This window comes from Microbacterium sp. SL75, assembly GCF_026625865.1.
In the GTDB taxonomy this organism is placed as follows: Bacteria; Actinomycetota; Actinomycetes; order Actinomycetales; family Microbacteriaceae; genus Microbacterium.
The window spans coordinates 2,639,230-2,657,882 of the sequence record NZ_CP113067.1 but is presented as its reverse complement, the minus strand read 5'-3'; the positions used below and the strand labels follow the sequence as shown (position 1 = coordinate 2,657,882).

Below are 18,653 nucleotides of genomic sequence, written 5' to 3'. Positions count from 1 at the left end.
CTTTGTCGGCGAGGGCCCCGGACATCGTTCCGGGGCCTTCGCTCGTTCCCGGCCTGCCACACGGCGGCCGAGAGGACTCGCCGAGCGATCACCTCCGCTCCCTCTCGCGCACTCGCCCGCATCCACGAGGGCGGCTCTGCCGCTCAATCGTCGGCCGGCAGCGCCTGACACACGGGGCACCACTGCCCGCCGCCTTTGGTACCGGGGATGTCCTCGATCACTCCACCGCAATCCGGGCACGGCTCGCCCGTGCGCCCGTGCACGCGCATCGACGCGACTTTCGCCGCCTTCTGCTCTGCGATCGGCACGCCGCGACGCGCGAGCACCGCAGCGGTGAGGGTGTCGTGCAGAGCATGGTGGAGCCGCGTGACGTCGTCCTCGCTCAGTGCGGCCGCGTGGGCCGTCGGACGCAGCCGCGCGGCGAAGAGGATCTCATCGGAGTACGCGTTACCGATCCCCGCGAGAGTCTCCTGCTCCTGCAGCAACGCCTTGAGCTGCTTGCGCCGACGGCCGAGGGCCTCGGAGAGCATCTCGCGCGAATAGGCCGGGCTGGCGGCATCCGGTCCGAGCTTCGCGACCGAGGGCACCTCGTCGGCCGCGTCGACGACGTGCAACTGCACCGAGAGCCACTCGCCGGCATCGGTGATACCCAGGATCCCGTGCTCGAAGGTCACCCGAGCGATCACGGCCGCAAGGGGCGCAGGCTCATCGTTCGGCGCGGACTCGTCCCACGTCGCCCAACCGGCGCGGCCGAAGCCCACCCCCACGTGCACGCCGCCGAGATCGAGGTCGATGTGCTTGCCGTGGCGGGTGATTGCGGTCATCGTCCGGCCCACGATCTCGTCGAGGGGACGCGCACGGGTTTTCAGCGCACGCCCCTCGACGAGCTCGACGCCCGTCACCTGACGACCGGTCAGTCTCTCGCGCAGGAACAGCGCGAGCGCTTCGACCTCGGGAGCCTCAGGCACGGGTCACCGCGATCACGACTCCGCCGACGCCGGGGGCGTGCTCGGGGCCGGGTTCGAGGGCGTCGAGGTGGGCTCGTCCGCCTGTCGAGAGTGCGCGAACGAATCCGCCATGACGCGGCCCTGAATGATCTGCGTCAGGTCGATGCCGGTCGCCGCGCGCACGGCCTCGAACGACGAACGCAGGCCGGTGGCCGACTCCGCCGCGAGATGACCGCTCGCGCCCTCCCCTCCGAGGACGGTGATGTTACCGACCCGGTCGTACCCCTTGGCGAACTCGGCCATCATCGGCACGAGAGCCTCGAGGGCGCGCTGCGCGAGCAGGGCCTCCTGATTGTGAGACAGGGCTTCGGCCTCGGCGCGGATCGCCTCGGCACGGGCTTCACCGGCGAGACGGACGGCCTGGGCGTCGGCCTCCGCGCGCACGCGAACGGCGGCCGCCTCTTGCTCGGCGATCTCGGCACGGGCCTGGGCGGCCTTGATCTGCGCATAGGCCTCGGCGTCGGCATCCTTCTGACGCTGGTACAGGTCGGCGTCGGCGACGCGCGAGACCTCGGACTCCAAGCGGGCCTGGGTGTTCTGCGCCTCTTGCTGCAGAACGGCCTGACGACGCTCGGCGCGCGTGAGGGCCTCGGCCTGCTCGGCCTCGGCGTTGGCCCGACCGACCTCGGCCTTCGCCGCCGCGCTGTTCTTGTCGAGCTTGGTCTGCTCGATCAGGTTCGCCTCGTCGGTGGCGATCTGACGGGCGCGGATCTCGCGGACGGCATTGATGCGGGCGACCTCGGCCTCGCGCTTGACGCGCTCGACCTCGGTCGCGCCCAGGGCCGAAATGTAGCCGTTGCTGTCGGTGACGCCTTGAATCTGGAAGGAGTCCAGAATCAGCCCCTGCGACGACAGGTCACCCTTGATGCCCTCGGCGATCTGGTCCGAAAGTCGCTGACGATCGCGCATCAGTTCTTCGACGGTCAGCGTCGCGACAACCCCGCGCAAGGCGCCTTCGAGCTGCTCGGTCGTGAACTGCTCGATCGCTTTGTCCTGGGAGGCGAAACGCTCGGCCGCGCGACGCACCTGTTCGGGGTCGGAACCGATCTTCACCAGGGCCACGCCGCTGACGTTGACCGTGACGCCGTTCGACGACTGAGCCGTGGGCTCCATCTTGATCTGACGTGCGCGCAACGAGATCATCTCGCCGCGCTGCGTCAGCGGATTCACGATGGCGCCGCCACCGGTGATGACGGTGATGCGCGAGGACTCCCCGTCGGCCCCCCTCTGCCGCTTTCCGACGATGACCAGCGCTTCGTCGGCCTTGGCAACGCGGTACCACCCGCGTATCAAGCCCGCGATGATCAAAAGGACGACGACGACAACGACGAGTGCGATGACCACGACGATGCCGATCGCCCCCAGAGCAGCAAATTCCATGGTTCTCCTTCGACAGGCGCCGCGAACCGCGGCGCGGGGGAATTCCCTCCAACCTATCCGGGCGCCTTCGGGCGCTGTCCACCCCTTCCGCGCACGATTCTCGTCCCCGGCGGGGTGGGGAGGAGCGTACCGTTGGAGGTGGGCGGCCCGAACCGCCCCAGAAGGGTCCCCCATGAAGATCGTTTCGTCGCAGGACTGGCGAGATGCCATCCGCTTCGATGCTCCCGTGCTCGTCGCCGAGGTCGTTCCCGGCGAAGCCACCCGCTGCGTCGCCTGCGGCACCGATGGTCCGCTGTACGACCGGACCGAGCTGTGGGCGGTCAAGCACCGCCACCCCAAGCACCACGGCGGGTTCGTCCGTTTCTACTGCGAAGAGCACAAGCCCGCCGCTCCCCCGCCGCCGCCCGCCCCGACGATCGAGGCTCGCCGCGCCCGCGCCGCGTCGGCGCCTAAGGAGCGTCGCGCCCCCAGCCTGAAGCCCACCCCGATCACCGATCGCCCCACGCGCGCGATGTGCCCCGACTGCTTCGTCGAGGTCTCGGCCGGTGGCGACTGCGGAATGTGCGGCGCGCAGGTCGTCTGACCGACCGCCCGTACGAACAGAACCGCCCCGGATCGCTCCGGGGCGGTTCTGTCGTTGCGAGGGTCTCAGCGCGCCGAGATCGTCCACCCGGCTTCGTGCGAGGCGCCGGGGTCGAGCGAGACGACACCCGTGTCGAAGTCGTACGCGTCGTCGTTGAACGCGTCGGGCGCGCAGGTCATCGGCTCGACGGCGAGGCCGGCGCGGTGACCCGGCGTCCCCGGGCCGTCCGGCAGGTCGGCCGTGTGAATCTGCACCCACGCGCACTCCCCCGCCCAGCTCATGGCCACACCGCTGCCCGAAGGATCGGTGAGCGTGACGGTCGCGCGGCCGTCGGCATCCCGGATCAGCCCCGTGTAGGCGTGGTCGATCTCGACGGCACCCAGCACCCGCTCCTCGCGGAAGTCGAATCGCTCCGCGTCGGAGGTGACGGATGCCAGCGCCACCGGCGCGAGCCGGTCCGGCGTGACCTCGAGCACGGTGTCGGCCGGCAGGCCGAGCGTCCACTCGTCGAGCGTCGCCGGACCCGCGACGAGATACGGGTGGGGTCCGGTGCCCCAGGGCGCCGGCGTGTCCGACAGGTTGGTGGCGCGAACGGTCTGGGTGAGGCCGCCGGCATCCAATCGGTACGTGGTCGAGACCACCAGCCACCAGGGGTATCCGGCCTGCGCGGTGACGGTCGCGGTGAGCGTCACCGCATCGTCGGACGCCTCGAGCACGTTCCAGTCCACCCACGACAGCAGTCCGTGCAGCGCGTGGCCGCGGTTCGGCTCGGTCAACGGCAGCTGATGCTCGAGACCGTCGAAGTGGTGGATGCCGTCGACCACCCGGTTCGGCCAGGGCGCGAGGGTCGTGCCGCGGTAGGCGGGGCGCAGCTCGTCGGCGTCGAAGGAGACGACGAGGTCGCGGCCCTCGTGCGTGAGAGAACGGAGGGAGGCACCGACGCTCGCGATCGCGGCTTCGTAGCCGTGGGCGCGCAGAACGACGGGGGTACCCGAGACCACGGTGGGGGTCTCGGTGGGAACGGCAGCGGTCATGTCGCCATTATCCCGGCCGCGGCAGGTGCACCCCGGCATCCCGTGCGTCGATTTCATCCGAACAGACGAAATGCCCCGACCCGCGGAGGGGTCGAGGCATTTCGGGGAGGGCGACTTACTTGAAGGCGTCCTTGACGTCTTCGCCGGCCTTCTTGACGTGAGCCTTGGTCTGGTCGGCCTGGCCCTCGGCTTCGAGGCGCTCGTTGTCCGTTGCCTTGCCGGTGGCTTCCTTCGCCTTGCCAGCAATGTTCTCCGCGGCGTTCTTGATCTTGTCGTCGAGTCCCATGGTCGGCTCCTCCCGTTGTGGTCTTCGGGTATCTCCCGATGTGCGTCTACGCTAGGTCGGCCACCCCGCGGGCGAAGGGGGGCTTGAAATTCAGGTCGTGGTGAGGCACGGATGTGAATAGATTCGGAACGTGGGCATTCGTGGGGGACTTTCGTGAGCACTCTGGCCGACTTGGGCGATCTCCTCGAGAAGGCGCCCGACGAGCCTCCGCGCAACGGCCGGGCCGATCGTGTCGTCCTCATCGTGTTCCTCGTCGTCACACTCGTCGTGCTCGGCGGAAGCGGCGGATACGTGTGGTGGGCGTCTGCGGCAGCTCTGCCTGCCCCGACGGTCACCTCGCACGCTCCCACCGCGAACGCCGGGGCTCCGGCATCCCTCGCTGTGCCCTCCGGCGGAGAGACGCTGGTGCGCGTGGACGGCGGCTCCGAGTACCTGGGTCCCGATGCGGCCCAGTCTTTCGTCGCCTCGGGCGGGAACGAGGCACGCTCCCTCGCGAGCATCTTGAAGCTCATCACGGCCCTCGTCGTCCTCGACGCCCACCCGCTGACCGGCCCCACGGATCCCGGTCCGACCATCTCGTACACCGAGGCCGACACCGACCTCTACGACCAGTTCTACGTGCAGGGTGCGGTCATCGCACCGATGCCCGATGGGCTCAAGCTGTCGCTGCACGACTCGCTCACGACCATGCTTCTGCCCTCGGCCGCCAACTACGCCGTCGCCGTCGCCCGGTGGGGTTTCGGTTCCGAGGGGGCGTACGTGTCGGCGGCCCGTTCATGGCTGAGCAAGAACGGCCTGAACGACACCAGGATCGTGGATGCCACGGGCATCGACCCCCGCAATGCCAGCACGCCGACGGATCTGCTCACGCTCGCGGGACTCGCGCAAGCGAACCCCGTCATCGCCCAGATCACCGGCACCCGCTCGGCGCAGATCACCGGCGTCGGCACCGTCTACAACACCAACGATCTGTTGGGCACGCTCGGTATCACGGGTCTGAAGACCGGCAATCTCGGTGACGGCACGTTCAATCTGCTGTTCACTTCGTCGCTCGACGTGGGAATCGGTTCTCCCTTGAAGATCACGGGCGTGCGGCTCAGCGGCGAGACCCATGAGAGCACCGACGCAGATGTGCGGGGGCTGCTGCAGAGCATCAGCGACGGGTTCCACGACATCCCGCTGGGAACCGTCGGCGACGACGTCGGCACGATCACCACGCCGTGGGGATCGAAGGCCTCGCTCGTGCTCGCGCAGACCACCAAGGTCCGGACCTGGTCGGACACCCCGGTGACGGTGACCCTCGATACGACGACCCCCCAGAACTACGCCGACGGCGAGGTGGTCGGTTCGGTCGTCTGGACCGCCGGCCCGAAGACGACTTCCGCCAGCGTCAAGATCTCGGGAGCGATCGAGGAGCCGACCCTGTGGTGGCGCCTCACCCATCCGAGCGAGCTGGGCTGAGCGCCGAGAACGCCCCCGTTCGTCGAGGACGCATCGAAGGGATGCCAAGGCCTGAGCTCTCGACGAGCGAATGCACCCGCGGCCCGTTGAGGCCGACCCGCCCCGCCGGTAGCGTTCGAGGATGAGGCGCTCGGTTTTTCTCCTGACGATCGCGGTTGTTTCCGCCCTCGGGCTCAGCGCCTGCGTCCCGCCGCCGGCTCCGGAACCGGTGACGACGGACGCGGCCACGCCGGCGTTCACACCGACCGTGAAGCCGACCCCGACGCCTTCGCCCACCGCGGGCGCGGTAGCACCGGCGAGCGATGCCGTCCTGATCGTCTCTCTCGACGGCGCCTCCATCGCCGCGGGGTCGACCCTCGAGTACACGCTGAACGCCGTGGACGCCTGGACGGCGGCGCTCGGCACGGCTCCCACGCGGTCGGCAGTGCAAGGCCCCTACGGCGGCGCCCTCGAGCTCACCGCTCTTGAGTGGCCCGGGTTCACGCTGACCGTGCCGAACGACGGATCCACACGGGCCGCCTCCGTTCGCGTGTCCACGCCCACGGTGTCCGGCCATCCGATCGTCACCACGGGGGGCATCGGTGTCGGCTCGACCCGCGCCGAAGCCGTCGCGGCGGGCGCCACGGAGGGCTTCGACTCCACCGAGCTGCGGCTGGACACGCGCGATGCCCCCGGGACGCAGTCGTTGCAGCGCCCGGGCGAGGTCGGCCGCGAGTACGTGATGCTCGTGCTCGACGGCGACTCGGTGGTCCAGATCATCCTGCCGGCGAACGACTTCAGCGACATCTGAGAGGGCGCCCTCCTAGGCTGACCTCATGACCAGCCTCTCCCCCGCCCAGGTCGATCGCGCTGTCGGTGCGGTGCTCGTCTCCGCCGCGGGCGACGCCCTCGGCTCGGCGTACGAGTTCGGCCCCGCGCTCGCCGACGACGTCATCCCCGCTTTCGGCCGCGGCCACTTCGGCCACGGCGAGCGCGAGTGGACCGACGACACGAGCATGGCCGTCCCGATCCTCGACGAACTCGCCGCCGGCCACCGGCTCGAAGACGCCGGGTCGCTTGAGACCATCGTCCGCCGCTGGCAGGAATGGGCTCGCGACGCGCTCGACGTCGGAGCGCAGACGCGCCAGGTTTTGTCCCGCATCCCCGCCGGCGGACGAATGGATGCCATCACCGCGGCCTCTCGTGCCGTGCACGACGCATCGGGTCGCAGCGGAGGCAACGGCTCGCTCATGCGCACCGGACCCCTGGCCCTCGGCTACCTCGAGCGTCCCCGCGAGGAGATGGCCGCGGCGGCCGGAGCCGTCGCTCGCCTGACCCACTGGGAAGACGACAATCTCGACGCGTGCGCCCTGTGGTGCGGGGCCATCCGCCACGGCATCCTGACCGGAGAACTCGACATACGCGCACAACTCGACCTCGTACCCGTCGAACGCCGCGACCGTTGGGCCGACCTCATCGACGCGACCGAGGGGCGGCATCCGCGAGACTTCCGGCAGGCGAACGGCTGGATCGTCCGGGCGTTCCAGGGCGCACTGTCCGCGGTGGCCGGTGCAACCTCGCCCCTCGACGCGATCGAGCGTGCGGTCCGTGGCGGCAACGACACCGACACGGTCGCGGCCATCGCCGGTTCTCTCGCGGGCGCGGTGTGGGGCGCCGAGGCGTTGCCCTCATCCCATGCCGACGGCCTGCACGGCTGGCCGGGGATCGACGGCGCCCAGCTCGCCCGCCGCGCGCAGGCGGCGGTGGGGACCTGACGTCTGCCTAGAACGACGTCGCCACGCTGAAGACCGCGATCAGGATGCCCACCGGAACGAGAACGGCAGCCGCCGCAATTCCGATTCCTATCCAGACCCAGCGTGGCAGGCTGCGCTTGAGCCGGCGCCCCTCCGGACCCATGGATGCCGACAGCCCCGGTACCGCGCGATCGTCGCTGTACCCGTCGGTCTGGGTCCACGCCTTCGCCCCCACCGTGGCCCGGATGCGCGCGAAACGGTCCCAGACCGCGGGGTCGTGCAGGTCGAAGCCACCCGGGCGGTAGACGATGAGCATGTCATCGCGCACCTCGACGTCGAGGTCGCCCGTCTCATCGATCAGCAGAGCCATGAGGTCGGGCGTGAAGACGTACAGGGCGTCGCGCTCGTACCCCTTCGGTGCGAAGAGATGGAAGTGCGTGTCGAAGTCGCCTTCGAGCGAGAGTCGCTGCTTGCGCTGTGGTCGGTGCTGGAGAGACGACAGGATGCCGTCGTTGCTCCGCGCATCGAGAACGAAGTGCGGCAGTTGCCGGGGCAACCGGATCGCCAGGTAGCCGAGGTTGATGCTCTTCACCGGCACATTCACCGAGACGCTCGTCCGAATCGTGACGATCCCGCTCTGGCGGACGTTCTCGGCCTTCCTCGCCCCGCCGACGATCCGGCCGGCCTCCCACCCCGGTCCGGCGATGCGGTCCTGGACGTTGCCCGCCGTGGCGTACTCCCACATGTCACCAGAAAGCGCAGGGGGTTCGGCGGTCGGCTGGTAGGTCCAGCCATTCGCTGCGGCGAAGGAGGCGAGGTCGTCGACGCGGGCGGGCTCGGGGGTGGTCACGTGCCCGACCCTAGCGGTCACTCCGACCCCCACGGAACGCTTCGCAACGCGAGGCATCTCGGGAACGCGCACTCAGGCGCGACGACCCTCATCCGCCGCCGCAGCGACGACATCTGACACGGACACCCACAGCGGCCCCAGCGACGAACAGCATGAGCACGGCAATCCCGAGGGCGACCCCGAGAGCGACCAGCGGGGTGCCCTACGTGCCTGCTAGCCTCCGAATGTCTGCTCGGCAGGGTCTCTGCGTCCGCGTCAGAGCCGACCAACATGGCGCGTCAAAGGCTACCGGTCGTCACTCCCGAGCGGCCACGGCTCGTACTGAACGTCGGCGAATGCGATGACTTCCGCCTGCAGACGCCTCGCGATCTCCGCGCCGGCTTTCCGCCAGGCTTCTCGGGCAGAATCACTTCTCCAACCGTCAAACGGATCGAACTGCGACTCCCACAACGTGTTCCACTCGGCGAGCTCCTTCGTCAGCGCGTCGGACAGCCCGTACATCTCAGGGGTTGTCGTGTACCCGACATCCCAGGTGGGCGTCGAGTTCTCCCAGAGCGGCCAGTCGCGAGAGTAATCAGGGAAGAGACGGATGACACGACGAGCAGGAGGAATGTGCGTCACGGCGACGAGGCTATACCCGAGGTCCAGGGGCTCGACAGAGCGAGGCAACCTTGGGGGAATGAGATCCTGCACGACAACGCGGTACATAATCTCATCAGCCTCGAGCCGTGATGATGCCTGAATTTCTCACGATCCTTCGTTCTCCTCCGCACCTTCGCCGAGAAAGGCTGTTCCGTACATAGGGCATCCGAGAACACTCAACTTCGCGATGAGGTCGACCTCCAGGACGAACCCGCCCTGCATGGTGTCGGAGTCTCCCGACCACCAGATGATCGTCTCTCCACCGTTGCGGAGATCGGCAAGCCGGTCCGCGACGGGGAGCGCCCGTTCCACCAACCGTCTCAGCGCGGAGAACCCGGTTTCGTCCTCGGCATCCGCCCCGAGCGAGTTCTCGTGCAAACTCCAGAGCGTTCGCTGATAGGTCAGATACTGCGGTTTGAGGTTTCGACCGGCACGCCCGGACGGAGTCAGATCGCCGATGTCGCCGAAGCTTTCCGGTTCCAAACCGAGCATGTCGCTGATCTGCGCCACGGTGTAGGTATCGCTGTACACGCACAGAGATGCTCGGTTGTTCCGGATCATGGGCGCAACGTTAGCGCGGGGACCAACCCGGTCCCGTCCCCGGGCGATCCACCCGTCTCGGTCGTCCCGCGAGAGCTCACGACCCTACGGCTGTCACGGCCACGAGATATGTGCGCAGGCGCGCAGCAGGCCGGTCGGCGTGTGCGGGCCGCTTCTGTCGTCTCCGCACTCGCGGAAGACTCAGTTGTTGAAGCGGAACTCCACCACGTCACGTTGTCGATGTCCATGACATCTAGACGAGCGGAACCGTGAATCCACCGGAGAACAGGACCGCACCCAGCCCGCCAAGCGCCAACCCGACCAGCACGACATAGGACAGGGTTCGCATCCACGCCCAGGATCGCCCGGTCCGGGCGGTAAGAATGAGGGCACCCGTCGGTACCAACAGGAGTCCACCGAAGAGCAGCGCGGGAGCCACGCGCACGTCTTCAGGCGGGCACGGATTCGCAAGCGCACACAAAGTCGGGATGCTCTGGGCGCACCACATCACTATCCACGTCGCGAGCGATATTCCGGTTGCAGGCAACACGCGCGCACGGACATTCGGACGTGTCGTGGCATCGAGATACACGGCATCACTCTGCCGCATGTGGACACGCCTCACTAGTTGTTGAAGCGGAACTCCACCACGTCGCCATCCTGCATGACGTAGTCCTTGCCCTCGAGACGCGCCTTGCCCTTCGCGCGGGCGTCGGCGACCGAGCCCAGCTCGACGAGGTCTTCGAACGAGATGACTTCGGCCTTGATGAAGCCCTTCTCGAAGTCGGTGTGGATGACACCGGCGGCCTGCGGCGCCTTCGCGCCCTGCGGGATCGTCCAGGCACGGGCTTCTTTGGGACCGGCGGTGAGGTAGGTCTGAAGGCCGAGCGTGTCGAACCCGATGCGGGCGAGCTGGTCGAGACCGGACTCGTCTTGGCCGGTCGATGCCAGCAGCTCGGCCGCGTCCTCGGGGTCGAGGTCGATCAGCTCCGACTCGATCTTCGCGTCGAGGAACACGGCCTTCGCGGGTGCGACCAACGCGGCGAGCTCGTCCTTGCGCGACTGATCAGTGAGCACGGCCTCGTCGACGTTGAAAACGAAGATGAACGGCTTGGCCGTGAGCAGCCCCAACTCGCGGATCGGTGAGAGGTCGATTCCGGATGCCGACAGCAGCACGCCACGCTGAAGAGCGTCTTGCGCAGCCTGGGCGGCCTCGAGCACGGAGGGGTCGAGCTTCTTGCCCTTGACCTCTTTCTCGTACCGGGTGATGGCCTTCTCGAGCGTCTGGAGGTCGGCGAGCTGCAGCTCGGCGTTGATGGTCTCCATGTCATTGGCCGGGTTGACCGAACCGTCGACGTGGACCACATCGTCGTCGGCGAATCCGCGGACGACCTGAGCGATGGCATCCGCTTCACGGATGTTCGCGAGGAACTGGTTGCCGAGGCCCTCGCCCTCGCTCGCGCCGCGGACGATGCCGGCGATGTCGACGAACGACACCGCAGCGGGCACGAGCCGCTCGCTGCCGAACACGTCGGCGAGCTTCTGCAGGCGCACATCGGGAAGGTTCACGACCCCGACGTTGGGCTCGATGGTGGCGAACGGGTAGTTCGCCGCGAGCACCGAGTTCTTGGTCAGAGCGTTGAAGAGGGTCGATTTTCCGACGTTGGGAAGGCCGACGATTCCGATGGTAAGAGCCACGGGAGTCCAGGTTACCCGGCCCGGAGACCGGCCACTCGCGTCACGGCCGCCGCGCCCGGAACGCGTGGGTCACGTACGGCAACGCGACCGAGCCTGCGTTCACAAGTTCGGGAACGGATGCCACGACTTTATCGACCGCAGCCTCGATGCCCGCGCGCTTCTCGGGGCTCGCCGTGATGATGTCGCTGCGCGAGACGACCAGGTCACGCAACTGCGGCAGGGTGATGCGCCGTTCCCATGACCACTCGCGGTGCTCGAGGTGGGCGTAGGGCTCGGCGACGCGTGGGCCGCCCGTGGCGAGAAGGACCTCGGCGTTCGAGCCGCCCATGGCCGCGGTGAGCCGCCGCACCCAGTCGACCCGGTCGTCGCGGATGTTCCAGATGAGCCCGAGCACTCCCCCGCTGCGCAGCACGCGGGCGGTCTCGAGAGACGCCGGCTCGACGTCGACCCAGTGCCAGGCTTGACCCATGACGACGGCGTCCAGGCCGGAATCGGGCAGGGGCAGATTCTCGGCCGTCCCGACGAACGTGGGCACGCCCCGCGCGTTCTCTCGCAGGGTCGCGAGCATGTCGGCGTCCGGATCCACCGCCACCACGTCGGCGCCGAGCTCGACGACGGCGCGTGTGAGCTTGCCCGTCCCCGCGCCGACGTCGGCCACGCGGAGCGCGCGGCCCGGCTCCCGCACGGGCGCAAGCAACCACGCCACGGCCTCGGCGGGATACCCCGGACGCCCGGATTCGTAGGCGGAGGCCGCCTGCCCGAACGAGGTCGACTTCTCGCGATCGGTCATGTCCCCGACCCTACGCCGCCCCTCCGACATGCCCCGTTCGCGGTCGAAAGGGGTGGCGGGGCGCGAACGACCCGCCGCCCGCGATCCGTCCCGCGGAGTTTGGGGGCGACACGACGTGGGCGGATGCCAGAGGCCGGCGTGTCGTCGATGATCTCCGCGCGACGGCACGGGCAGGCCGCCTCCGGGGTCGGGCAGACATCAGCGGCTGTGCGAACCCGCCCCGGCGCGCCTCCTCCGCGACACGGCGGTCCCGCCGCAGTGTGGTCTCGTGGCTTTGGACTTCACCGCGATCGACTTCGAGACGGCGAACTCCAGTGGTGCGTCGGCGTGCGCGGTGGGTCTTGCCCGTGTCCGCGACGGCCGTGTCGTCGCAACCGCGGCCTGGCTGATAAAGCCTCCCGCCGGTCACGACCACTTCGCCCCGATCAACGTCGGGATCCACGGCATTCAGCCCTCCGACGTGGTGAACGCCCCCGACTGGTCGGCGCAGCTCGAGCGTCTGACCGCTTTCGCGGGAGCCGACGTCCTGGTCGCGCACAACGCAGGCTTCGACATGTCGGTGCTGCGTCGCGCGTGCGCCGCGACCGGCGACGAGTGCCCGCCGTACCGCTACATGTGCAGTGTGCAGATGTCTCGCAAGACGTACACGCTCGATTCGTACCGCCTTCCGCTTGTCGCCGCCGAGGCGGGTTGCTCCCCCTTCGCGCACCACGACGCTCTCGCCGACGCCGTCGCCTGTGCCGAGATCACGATCGACTGCGCCCGCCGCGCGGGCGTCGATGACGTGCACGCCCTGGCTGCGCATCTGGGCGTGCGGGTCTCGCAGATCGTCGCCGAGCCCGCCGAGCGGGCGGTCGCCTAACCCCCATCGGACAGTCTCTCCGGCGATGTCGGAGGTCTGGTGCAAGCTGACCCCATGGATGCCATCGCTCTCGTCTTCGCGATCCTCGCCCTCGCCGTCGGCGTCGTCGGCGGGTGGTTCGTGGGTTCCTCGCGCACCGCCACCCGCCACGCCGTCGGCGAGCAGGCCCTGGGCGCACGGGTGGCCGCGGCCGAGACCGCGCGCGACGGCGTGCAGGCGCAGCTCGACCACCAGATCTCGCTGTACCGCGAGCTCGTGGGTCAATCGCGCGCCGACCAAGCGGCCCGCGAAGAGCGCGAGCGCCGGGAGCAGACCGTACTGCGCGCGCTCGACCCGGTACGCGAGACGCTCGACGCCATGCAGCGCAAGGTCGACGGCCTCGAGCGCGACCGGGTCGAGCAGTACTCCGCCCTCGGCGAGCAACTGCGCCTGTCCCGCGAAGCCGACGAGGCCCTTCGCGCGACCACCGAGTCGCTCGCCTCAGCCATGCGCTCCGGAACCACGCGGGGCGTCTGGGGCGAGACCCAGCTGCGCCGGGTCGTCGAAGCCGCCGGGCTCACGCGCTACGTCGACTTCGACCTGCAGACGGCGATCTCGAGCGACGCCGGTGCTGGTCGCCCCGACATGGTGGTGCGCCTCCCCGGAGGCAAGTCCCTGGCGGTGGATGCCAAGGTCCCCCTCGACGCGTATCTGCAGGCAAGCGCGATTCCGGTGACGGCGCACGGCGACGAGGGGGCCCGTCGTGCGGCGCTTCTCGCCAAGCACGCGAGAGCGGTGCGCGCGCACGTCGATGCTCTGGCGAAGAAGGCGTACTGGGCGGGCCTCACCACGAGCCCGGAGTTCGTCGTGTGCTTCCTCCCGAGCGAGTCGCTGCTCGCGTCGGCCCTCGACGAAGACCCGACCCTGCTCGACTACGCCTTCACGCGACGTGTGGCTCTCGCCTCCCCCGTCAACCTGTGGGCGGTGCTCAAGACCGTCGCGTTCACCTGGACCCAGCAGGACGTGTCCGACGAAGCCCGGACGCTCTTCGCGCTGGGCACGGAGCTGTACGAACGCGTCGGAAAGCTCGCCGAGCACGCGAACGACCTGCGACGGGCGATCGAGAAGACCGTCGACAGCTACAACCGGTTCGCCGGATCGTTGGAGTCGCGGGTACTCGTGACGGCGCGCAAGTTTCCCGGTATCGACGAGACGAAGCTCGACGCGGTTTCCGCGCCCGCCGCTCTCGAAGCGGCACCGCGTCGGTGGACGGCGCCCGAGATGATCGAGATGGGGGACGGCGACGCTCCACGGGAAGACACCGCGGGCGACCAGGCGACGGCGCACGCCGATGTGGGAGCCATTCGCGAGCGGGCGGGTCTCTTCGACGACGAGTCGTAGAGGGTCACGCGCCCATCGCCGCGTTCACAGGAGCGAGCGGAACGACGGCGGTGCGGCTCAGGCGCCGCCGGGAACCCAGCTCAGCAGGCTGACCACGGCGGTCGAAACGGCGACGAACGCGCCGACCATCCACCACGCGCTGACCTCGTGACCCTCGTCGCGACGCACGCGCAACAGCACGTCCGGTCGACGCGCGGGATCGACCGCGCTGGCGATGACCGCCTGTGCACCTGTCTGAGGTGCGGTGTGATTCGTCGGAGCTGCCATGGACGATCCCCCTTCGGGTCTCGGAAGAACACAGCGTCGCCGTTGACACTGCGTTCGATTCTGCCAGACACGGCCTCCTGGGCCGGTCACGCTTGCGTCACGACACGCCCGGCTGTATCTGCACATCGCGGGACTCTCGGCACGTCGCCGGTTCCCCCGGGCGCCGGAGCGTGCTCGGACGCCGGGCCCCCGCCCCACCGCCGGGACGGCATTCCGCTGACAAGACAGTTGCGACTTGCAACCGATCTGTCAGCGAGATGCAGTCTCACGATCAGAGGTGTCTCGGACGGAAAGCCCCCAACACAAGCTCACGACGACATCGCGACACCGACTCCAGAGTCCTAGCGAGACCCCAGCGCCGTGGCGTCAGCACTCGCACATCAGCACCGTGGCGTCAGCACCGTGGCGTCAGCACCGTGGCGTCAGCGCCGTGACGTCAACGCCGTGGCGTCCGCCCAGCGACTCAACGCCGAAGCGTCAGCCCAAACGTCACAGCCACTTCGACGTCAGGTGCTCCGACGAGATGCGGCGAAGCGTTCCCGAGGCGCCACGCAGCACGACGCTCTCGGTGTACAGGAAGTCCCCCTCGCGACGCACACCCTGCACGAGCTGGCCGTCGGTGACGCCCGTCGCGACGAAGATCGTGTTCTTGCCCTTCACCAGACCATCGGCCTCGTAGACCTCGCCGTCGACCTGGAGGCCGGCATCCCGGCCCTTCTCCTTCTCGTCGTCGTTGCGCGGGGCCAGGACACCCTGGATGTGGCCGCCCAGAGCCTTGATCGCGCACGCGGTCACGATGCCCTCGGGGCTGCCGCCGATGCCGACGCACATGTCGGTGCGGGCGTTGTGGCGGGCGGCGTTGATGCCGCCGGCGACGTCACCGTCGCTCATGAGCCGCGTGCCGGCCCCGGCTTCGCGGATCTCGGCGATGAGCTTCTCGTGCCGCGGACGGTTCAACACCGACACCACGATCTCGTCGACGGGCTTGCCGAGCGCCTTCGCCAGGAGGCGGATGTTCTCGGCGATGGGGAGTCGGATGTCGACGACGCCGACTCCGGCCGGGCCCGTGACGAGCTTGTCCATGTAGAAGACGCTCGATGCGTCGAGCATCGTGCCCTGATCCGAGACGGCGATGACCGAGAGGGCGTTCTGGCGCCCCGCGGCGGTCAGCGACGTGCCGTCGATCGGGTCGACGGCCACATCGCACTGGGGTCCGCGGCCGCTGCCGACGCGCTCACCGTTGTAGAGCATGGGCGCGTTGTCCTTCTCGCCCTCACCGATCACGATCGTTCCGTCGAAGTTGACCGTGCTGAAGAACGCGCGCATCGCGTCGACGGCCGCTCCGTCAGCGGCTTCCTTGTCGCCCCGGCCGATGAACGGGACCGCACGGATGGACGCCGCCTCGGTCGCTCTCACCAGCTCGAGCGCCAGGTTGCGGTCGGGGTGCAAAGGGCTCATGTCGGCAGTCAGGCTCACCATGCGGCCACTGTATCCAGCAAAGCGTGGACAATCGCCGGATTTGACCGGATGTGCAACGAAGGAATCACGGTTCTTAACGGTTCGGCAGAAGTGTCCTCTTCCTGCCGTGCCCGCCGCGTCACGATCCGGTGGCTTCGCTAGAGTGACGGTGTCCCGACAACACCAAGGAGCACCTCCATGCCCGTCGCTTCCCCTGAGCAGTACGCCGACATGCTGGACCGCGCGAAGGCCGGCGGCTTCGCGTACCCCGCGATCAACGTCTCGAGCTCGCAGACCATCAACTCCGTGCTCCAGGGCCTGACCGAGGCCGGCTCCGACGGCATCCTGCAGGTCACCACGGGCGGTGCCGACTACTTCGCAGGCCACACCGTCAAGGCCCGCGCCACCGGAGCTCTCGCATTCGCCAAGTACGTGACCGAGGTCGCGAAGAACTACCCCATCACGGTCGCCCTCCACACCGACCACTGCCCCAAGGACGCCCTGCCCGGCTTCGTCCTGCCGCTGCTCGAAGCCTCTGAGGAAGAGGTCAAGGCCGGCCGCAACCCGATCTTCCAGTCGCACATGTGGGACGGCTCGGCCGTTCCTCTCGACGAGAACATCGACATCGCGGCGGAGCTCCTTCCCCGCATGAAGAACATCAACGCCATCCTCGAGATCGAGGTCGGCGTCGTCGGCGGCGAAGAAGACGGCGTGCAGCACGAGGGCTCGAACGAGGCTCTCTACACGACCGTCGCTGACGTGTCCAAGGCCGTCGAGCGCCTCGGTCTCGGCGAGAACGGTCGTTACATCTCGGCCCTCACCTTCGGCAACGTGCACGGTGTGTACAAGCCCGGTGGCGTCAAGCTCCGCCCCGAGCTGCTCGGTGAGATCCAGGAGGGCATCGCCGCCAAGTTCGGCACCGGCGCCAAGCCCCTCGACCTCGTGTTCCACGGCGGCAGCGGCTCGACCGACGAAGAGATCGCCCTCGCGGTCGCCAACGGCGTCGTGAAGATGAACATCGACACCGACACCCAGTACGCCTTCACGCGCTCGATCGCGGGCTACATGTTCTCGAACTACGAGGGCGTGCTCAAGCTCGACGGAGAGGTCGGCAACAAGAAGCTCTACGACCCCCGCGCCTGGGGCAAGGTCGCCGAGTCGGCGATGGCCGTCCGCGTGGTCGAGGCCACGAAGCAGCTCGGCTCGTACGGCCAGTCCCAGCACTGACCGAACACGTCTGCGCGAACGCCCCGGCTCGAGCCGGGGCGTTCGTCGTTTCCGGATGCCGAGCCCCGGGCCGGGCGTTTCGGTCCGGCGAAACACCATCTCGCTGACGATCCGGCGTCAGGCTGCAACCGAACTGTCAGCGAAATGCCGTCTCGGCGCGCCGACCACCCGTGAGACGACGCGGCTCAGCTCCCGTACACCTCGAGCACGGTGGGCGCCCCCTCGGGCGAGGACAGCACCTCGATGGCATCCCCGGCTCGCACGTCGCCCGCGCGACGGACCCGAAGGTACGCGCCGAGCCGCCCCTCGTCGGAGAAGCGCTTCACCCAGCCCCGCGCCGTCGAGCCGCCGACCCATCGCGCGAAGGTCGCGCACGGGGTGCGCGGCATCGTCACCTCGACCTCGACGGTGTCGCCGATGCGCCAGATCTCGCCGACACGCGCACCATTGACGTCGAGTCCCGCGATGCGCAGGTTCTCGCCGAACCAGCCGGGATGCAGCTCGCGATCCAGCTCACGCTCCCAGAACGTCGCGTCTTCCTCGGCGTAGGCGTAGACCGCCTTGTCCGGCCCGCCGTGGTGCTTTCGACTCGCCTGCACGTCGGAGCGGATGCCGAGCTTGCCGACGCGCACGCTCCCCTCGATGGCGCGCTTGTCGATCGCCGTCACCCCGACGGATCCGGAATCCGGGTGCAGGCTGTGGACGGCGCAGACGGCAAACGAGGTGAGGCATGGATCGATGCTAGATCGTCGGAGGACGACGGGCAGACGAGCGGGTCACTCGAACTCCCGCCGCATCACGACGGTGTCGCCGTCGAGCGATCGGATCTCGACCGCACCGATGTTGGAGGCGGAGAGGTCGGTGCCGGCGCTCAGCTCGGTGGTCGAGCCCGGGTCGGCGCGCCAGGTCGAGAGCACGCTCGTCGTGCCCGAGTCGTCGGTGATCGCGAGAGCGTAGGGCCAGCCGCCCGGAGGGGCGTCGAGCACCTGCCCCGTGTACTGGCAGACGAGGTCGATGCGAGTGCCCCAGGGCGCCGACGTGAGCTTGACCGAGGCTTCGAGTGGCGCGCCGGCCACGTCGTCGAGGGCATAGACCGTCCCCGAGGACTGCTGCACCGCACTGTTCACGGCGAAGACGCTCGGCACCGCGACGGCGACCAGGGCGATGGATGCCGCGAGCGTCCACACTGCCACGCGGCGCGTGCGACGACGTCGGGCGGCCTCGACGACGCGTCCCCGCAGAGCCGGGTCGGGTGAGGCCAGCGGAACAGGTCCGGTCGTCGCGCTGAGCGCTCGAGCCCGTTCGGGGGAAAGCCGGGAAAGAAGGCCCGCGGTGGGAGCGAGCTCGGCCACAGACGCTCGGCATTCGGCGCACACCGCCAGGTGAGCCTCGAATTCGGCGCGGTCCGAGGCACACAGGGCCCCCAACACGTAGGCGCCGTCTGACATAGACAGG

At 68.8% G+C, this 18,653-nt stretch carries 21 protein-coding genes and 1 pseudogene; 7 read left to right on the top strand and 15 right to left on the bottom strand.

Annotation, left to right across the window (positions count from 1 at the left end; genetic code table 11):
* Positions 1-143 precede the first annotated feature (143 nt).
* Positions 144-968 (bottom strand): DNA-formamidopyrimidine glycosylase family protein, encoded by an 825-nt coding sequence (locus OVA17_RS12525; RefSeq protein ID WP_267786867.1) that lies wholly within the window; start codon positions 966-968, stop codon positions 144-146.
* Between the two features lie 12 nt (positions 969-980).
* Positions 981-2,387 carry a flotillin family protein gene (locus OVA17_RS12520; RefSeq protein WP_267786865.1) on the bottom strand — a complete coding sequence of 469 codons (1,407 nt, stop codon included), beginning with the start codon at positions 2,385-2,387 and terminating at the stop codon, positions 981-983.
* A gap of 172 nt (positions 2,388-2,559) precedes the next feature.
* On the opposite strand from OVA17_RS12520, the gene OVA17_RS12515 reads away from it, so the two are divergent.
* The gene (locus OVA17_RS12515; RefSeq protein WP_210074305.1) at positions 2,560-2,970 is read left to right on the top strand and encodes a glucose-6-phosphate dehydrogenase; all 411 of its coding nucleotides are present in this window, start codon (positions 2,560-2,562) and stop codon (positions 2,968-2,970) included.
* A gap of 65 nt (positions 2,971-3,035) precedes the next feature.
* Here the strand turns inward: OVA17_RS12515 and OVA17_RS12510 are convergent, their stop codons facing one another.
* Together OVA17_RS12510 and OVA17_RS12505 are read right to left on the bottom strand one after the other, a co-directional pair.
* Positions 3,036-4,004, bottom strand: a complete 969-nt coding sequence (locus OVA17_RS12510) for an aldose 1-epimerase family protein (RefSeq protein WP_267786864.1) — start codon at positions 4,002-4,004, stop codon at positions 3,036-3,038.
* A gap of 115 nt (positions 4,005-4,119) precedes the next feature.
* Complete coding sequence (locus OVA17_RS12505; protein ID WP_103210933.1) at positions 4,120-4,290, bottom strand: CsbD family protein; 171 nt, start codon at positions 4,288-4,290, stop codon at positions 4,120-4,122.
* Between the two features lie 153 nt (positions 4,291-4,443).
* Between OVA17_RS12505 and OVA17_RS12500 the strand changes: the two genes are divergently transcribed.
* The 3 genes from OVA17_RS12500 (at position 4,444) to OVA17_RS12490 (ending at position 7,505) form a co-directional block, all read left to right on the top strand.
* Entirely contained in the window at positions 4,444-5,751 is a 1,308-nt protein-coding gene (locus tag OVA17_RS12500; protein WP_267786863.1) for a D-alanyl-D-alanine carboxypeptidase family protein, read from the top strand.
* Between the two features lie 247 nt (positions 5,752-5,998).
* Positions 5,999-6,541 carry a hypothetical protein gene (locus OVA17_RS12495; protein WP_267786862.1) on the top strand — a complete coding sequence of 181 codons (543 nt, stop codon included), beginning with the start codon at positions 5,999-6,001 and terminating at the stop codon, positions 6,539-6,541.
* A gap of 25 nt (positions 6,542-6,566) precedes the next feature.
* Positions 6,567-7,505 (top strand): ADP-ribosylglycohydrolase family protein, encoded by a 939-nt coding sequence (locus OVA17_RS12490; RefSeq protein ID WP_267786860.1) that lies wholly within the window; start codon positions 6,567-6,569, stop codon positions 7,503-7,505.
* Positions 7,506-7,512: 7 nt separating this feature from the next.
* On the opposite strand, the gene OVA17_RS12485 is transcribed toward OVA17_RS12490, so the two are convergent.
* The 6 genes from OVA17_RS12485 to OVA17_RS12460 form a co-directional block, all read right to left on the bottom strand.
* Positions 7,513-8,334 carry a hypothetical protein gene (locus OVA17_RS12485; protein WP_267786859.1) on the bottom strand — a complete coding sequence of 274 codons (822 nt, stop codon included), beginning with the start codon at positions 8,332-8,334 and terminating at the stop codon, positions 7,513-7,515.
* Positions 8,335-8,619: 285 nt separating this feature from the next.
* Positions 8,620-8,955: a hypothetical protein gene (locus OVA17_RS12480; protein WP_267786858.1), complete on the bottom strand. Its 336-nt coding sequence runs from the start codon at positions 8,953-8,955 to the stop codon at positions 8,620-8,622.
* Between the two features lie 126 nt (positions 8,956-9,081).
* Positions 9,082-9,507, bottom strand: coding sequence for a hypothetical protein (locus OVA17_RS12475; RefSeq protein ID WP_267786857.1), 426 nt, complete (start codon positions 9,505-9,507; stop codon positions 9,082-9,084).
* 262 nt (positions 9,508-9,769) lie between these two features.
* The gene (locus OVA17_RS12470; RefSeq protein WP_267786856.1) at positions 9,770-10,108 is read right to left on the bottom strand and encodes a hypothetical protein; all 339 of its coding nucleotides are present in this window, start codon (positions 10,106-10,108) and stop codon (positions 9,770-9,772) included.
* Between the two features lie 32 nt (positions 10,109-10,140).
* Positions 10,141-11,214 carry a redox-regulated ATPase YchF gene (gene ychF / locus OVA17_RS12465; protein WP_267786854.1) on the bottom strand — a complete coding sequence of 358 codons (1,074 nt, stop codon included), beginning with the start codon at positions 11,212-11,214 and terminating at the stop codon, positions 10,141-10,143.
* 40 nt (positions 11,215-11,254) lie between these two features.
* On the bottom strand, positions 11,255-12,004 hold the full coding sequence (locus tag OVA17_RS12460; protein WP_267786853.1) for a class I SAM-dependent methyltransferase: 750 nt from the start codon (positions 12,002-12,004) through the stop codon (positions 11,255-11,257).
* A 268-nt stretch (positions 12,005-12,272) separates the two neighbouring features.
* Here OVA17_RS12460 and OVA17_RS12455 point away from each other — a divergent pair, with 268 nt between their 5' ends.
* Both OVA17_RS12455 and OVA17_RS12450 read left to right on the top strand, forming a co-directional pair.
* Entirely contained in the window at positions 12,273-12,866 is a 594-nt protein-coding gene (locus OVA17_RS12455; protein ID WP_267786852.1) for a 3'-5' exonuclease, read from the top strand.
* Positions 12,867-12,920: 54 nt separating this feature from the next.
* Entirely contained in the window at positions 12,921-14,246 is a 1,326-nt protein-coding gene (locus OVA17_RS12450) for a DNA recombination protein RmuC (RefSeq protein WP_267786851.1), read from the top strand.
* 57 nt (positions 14,247-14,303) lie between these two features.
* On the opposite strand, the gene OVA17_RS12445 is transcribed toward OVA17_RS12450, so the two are convergent.
* Both OVA17_RS12445 and glpX read right to left on the bottom strand, forming a co-directional pair.
* Positions 14,304-14,513 (bottom strand): UDP-N-acetylmuramyl pentapeptide phosphotransferase, encoded by a 210-nt coding sequence (locus tag OVA17_RS12445; protein ID WP_210074268.1) that lies wholly within the window; start codon positions 14,511-14,513, stop codon positions 14,304-14,306.
* Positions 14,514-15,002: 489 nt separating this feature from the next.
* Entirely contained in the window at positions 15,003-15,992 is a 990-nt protein-coding gene (glpX, locus tag OVA17_RS12440) for a class II fructose-bisphosphatase (RefSeq protein WP_210074266.1), read from the bottom strand.
* Positions 15,993-16,169: 177 nt separating this feature from the next.
* Here glpX and fbaA point away from each other — a divergent pair, with 177 nt between their 5' ends.
* Positions 16,170-17,198: a class II fructose-bisphosphate aldolase gene (gene fbaA, locus OVA17_RS12435; protein ID WP_210074264.1), complete on the top strand. Its 1,029-nt coding sequence runs from the start codon at positions 16,170-16,172 to the stop codon at positions 17,196-17,198.
* A 185-nt stretch (positions 17,199-17,383) separates the two neighbouring features.
* On the opposite strand, the gene OVA17_RS12430 is transcribed toward fbaA, so the two are convergent.
* From OVA17_RS12430 to OVA17_RS16430, 3 genes and pseudogenes are all read right to left on the bottom strand, one after another.
* Complete coding sequence (locus OVA17_RS12430; RefSeq protein ID WP_324289889.1) at positions 17,384-17,866, bottom strand: MOSC domain-containing protein; 483 nt, start codon at positions 17,864-17,866, stop codon at positions 17,384-17,386.
* A gap of 108 nt (positions 17,867-17,974) precedes the next feature.
* Positions 17,975-18,550 (bottom strand): hypothetical protein, encoded by a 576-nt coding sequence (locus OVA17_RS12425; protein WP_267786849.1) that lies wholly within the window; start codon positions 18,548-18,550, stop codon positions 17,975-17,977.
* Between the two features lie 18 nt (positions 18,551-18,568).
* A pseudogene (locus tag OVA17_RS16430) lies at positions 18,569-18,646 on the bottom strand (zf-HC2 domain-containing protein); the annotation flags it as partial.
* Between the last annotated feature and the right edge of the window lie 7 nt (positions 18,647-18,653).

Coding starts and splice junctions, on each gene's coding strand:
- OVA17_RS12510 (WP_267786864.1), bottom strand. CDS start 4,004: ATGACCGCTGCCGTTCCCACCGAGACCCCCACCGTGGTCTCGGGTACC.
- OVA17_RS12445 (WP_210074268.1), bottom strand. CDS start 14,513: ATGGCAGCTCCGACGAATCACACCGCACCTCAGACAGGTGCACAGGCG.
- glpX (WP_210074266.1), bottom strand. CDS start 15,992: ATGGTGAGCCTGACTGCCGACATGAGCCCTTTGCACCCCGACCGCAAC.
- OVA17_RS12505 (WP_103210933.1), bottom strand. CDS start 4,290: ATGGGACTCGACGACAAGATCAAGAACGCCGCGGAGAACATTGCTGGC.
- fbaA (WP_210074264.1), top strand. CDS start 16,170: ATGCCCGTCGCTTCCCCTGAGCAGTACGCCGACATGCTGGACCGCGCG.
- OVA17_RS12450 (WP_267786851.1), top strand. CDS start 12,921: ATGGATGCCATCGCTCTCGTCTTCGCGATCCTCGCCCTCGCCGTCGGC.
- OVA17_RS12515 (WP_210074305.1), top strand. CDS start 2,560: ATGAAGATCGTTTCGTCGCAGGACTGGCGAGATGCCATCCGCTTCGAT.
- OVA17_RS12520 (WP_267786865.1), bottom strand. CDS start 2,387: ATGGAATTTGCTGCTCTGGGGGCGATCGGCATCGTCGTGGTCATCGCA.
- OVA17_RS12490 (WP_267786860.1), top strand. CDS start 6,567: ATGACCAGCCTCTCCCCCGCCCAGGTCGATCGCGCTGTCGGTGCGGTG.
- OVA17_RS12460 (WP_267786853.1), bottom strand. CDS start 12,004: ATGACCGATCGCGAGAAGTCGACCTCGTTCGGGCAGGCGGCCTCCGCC.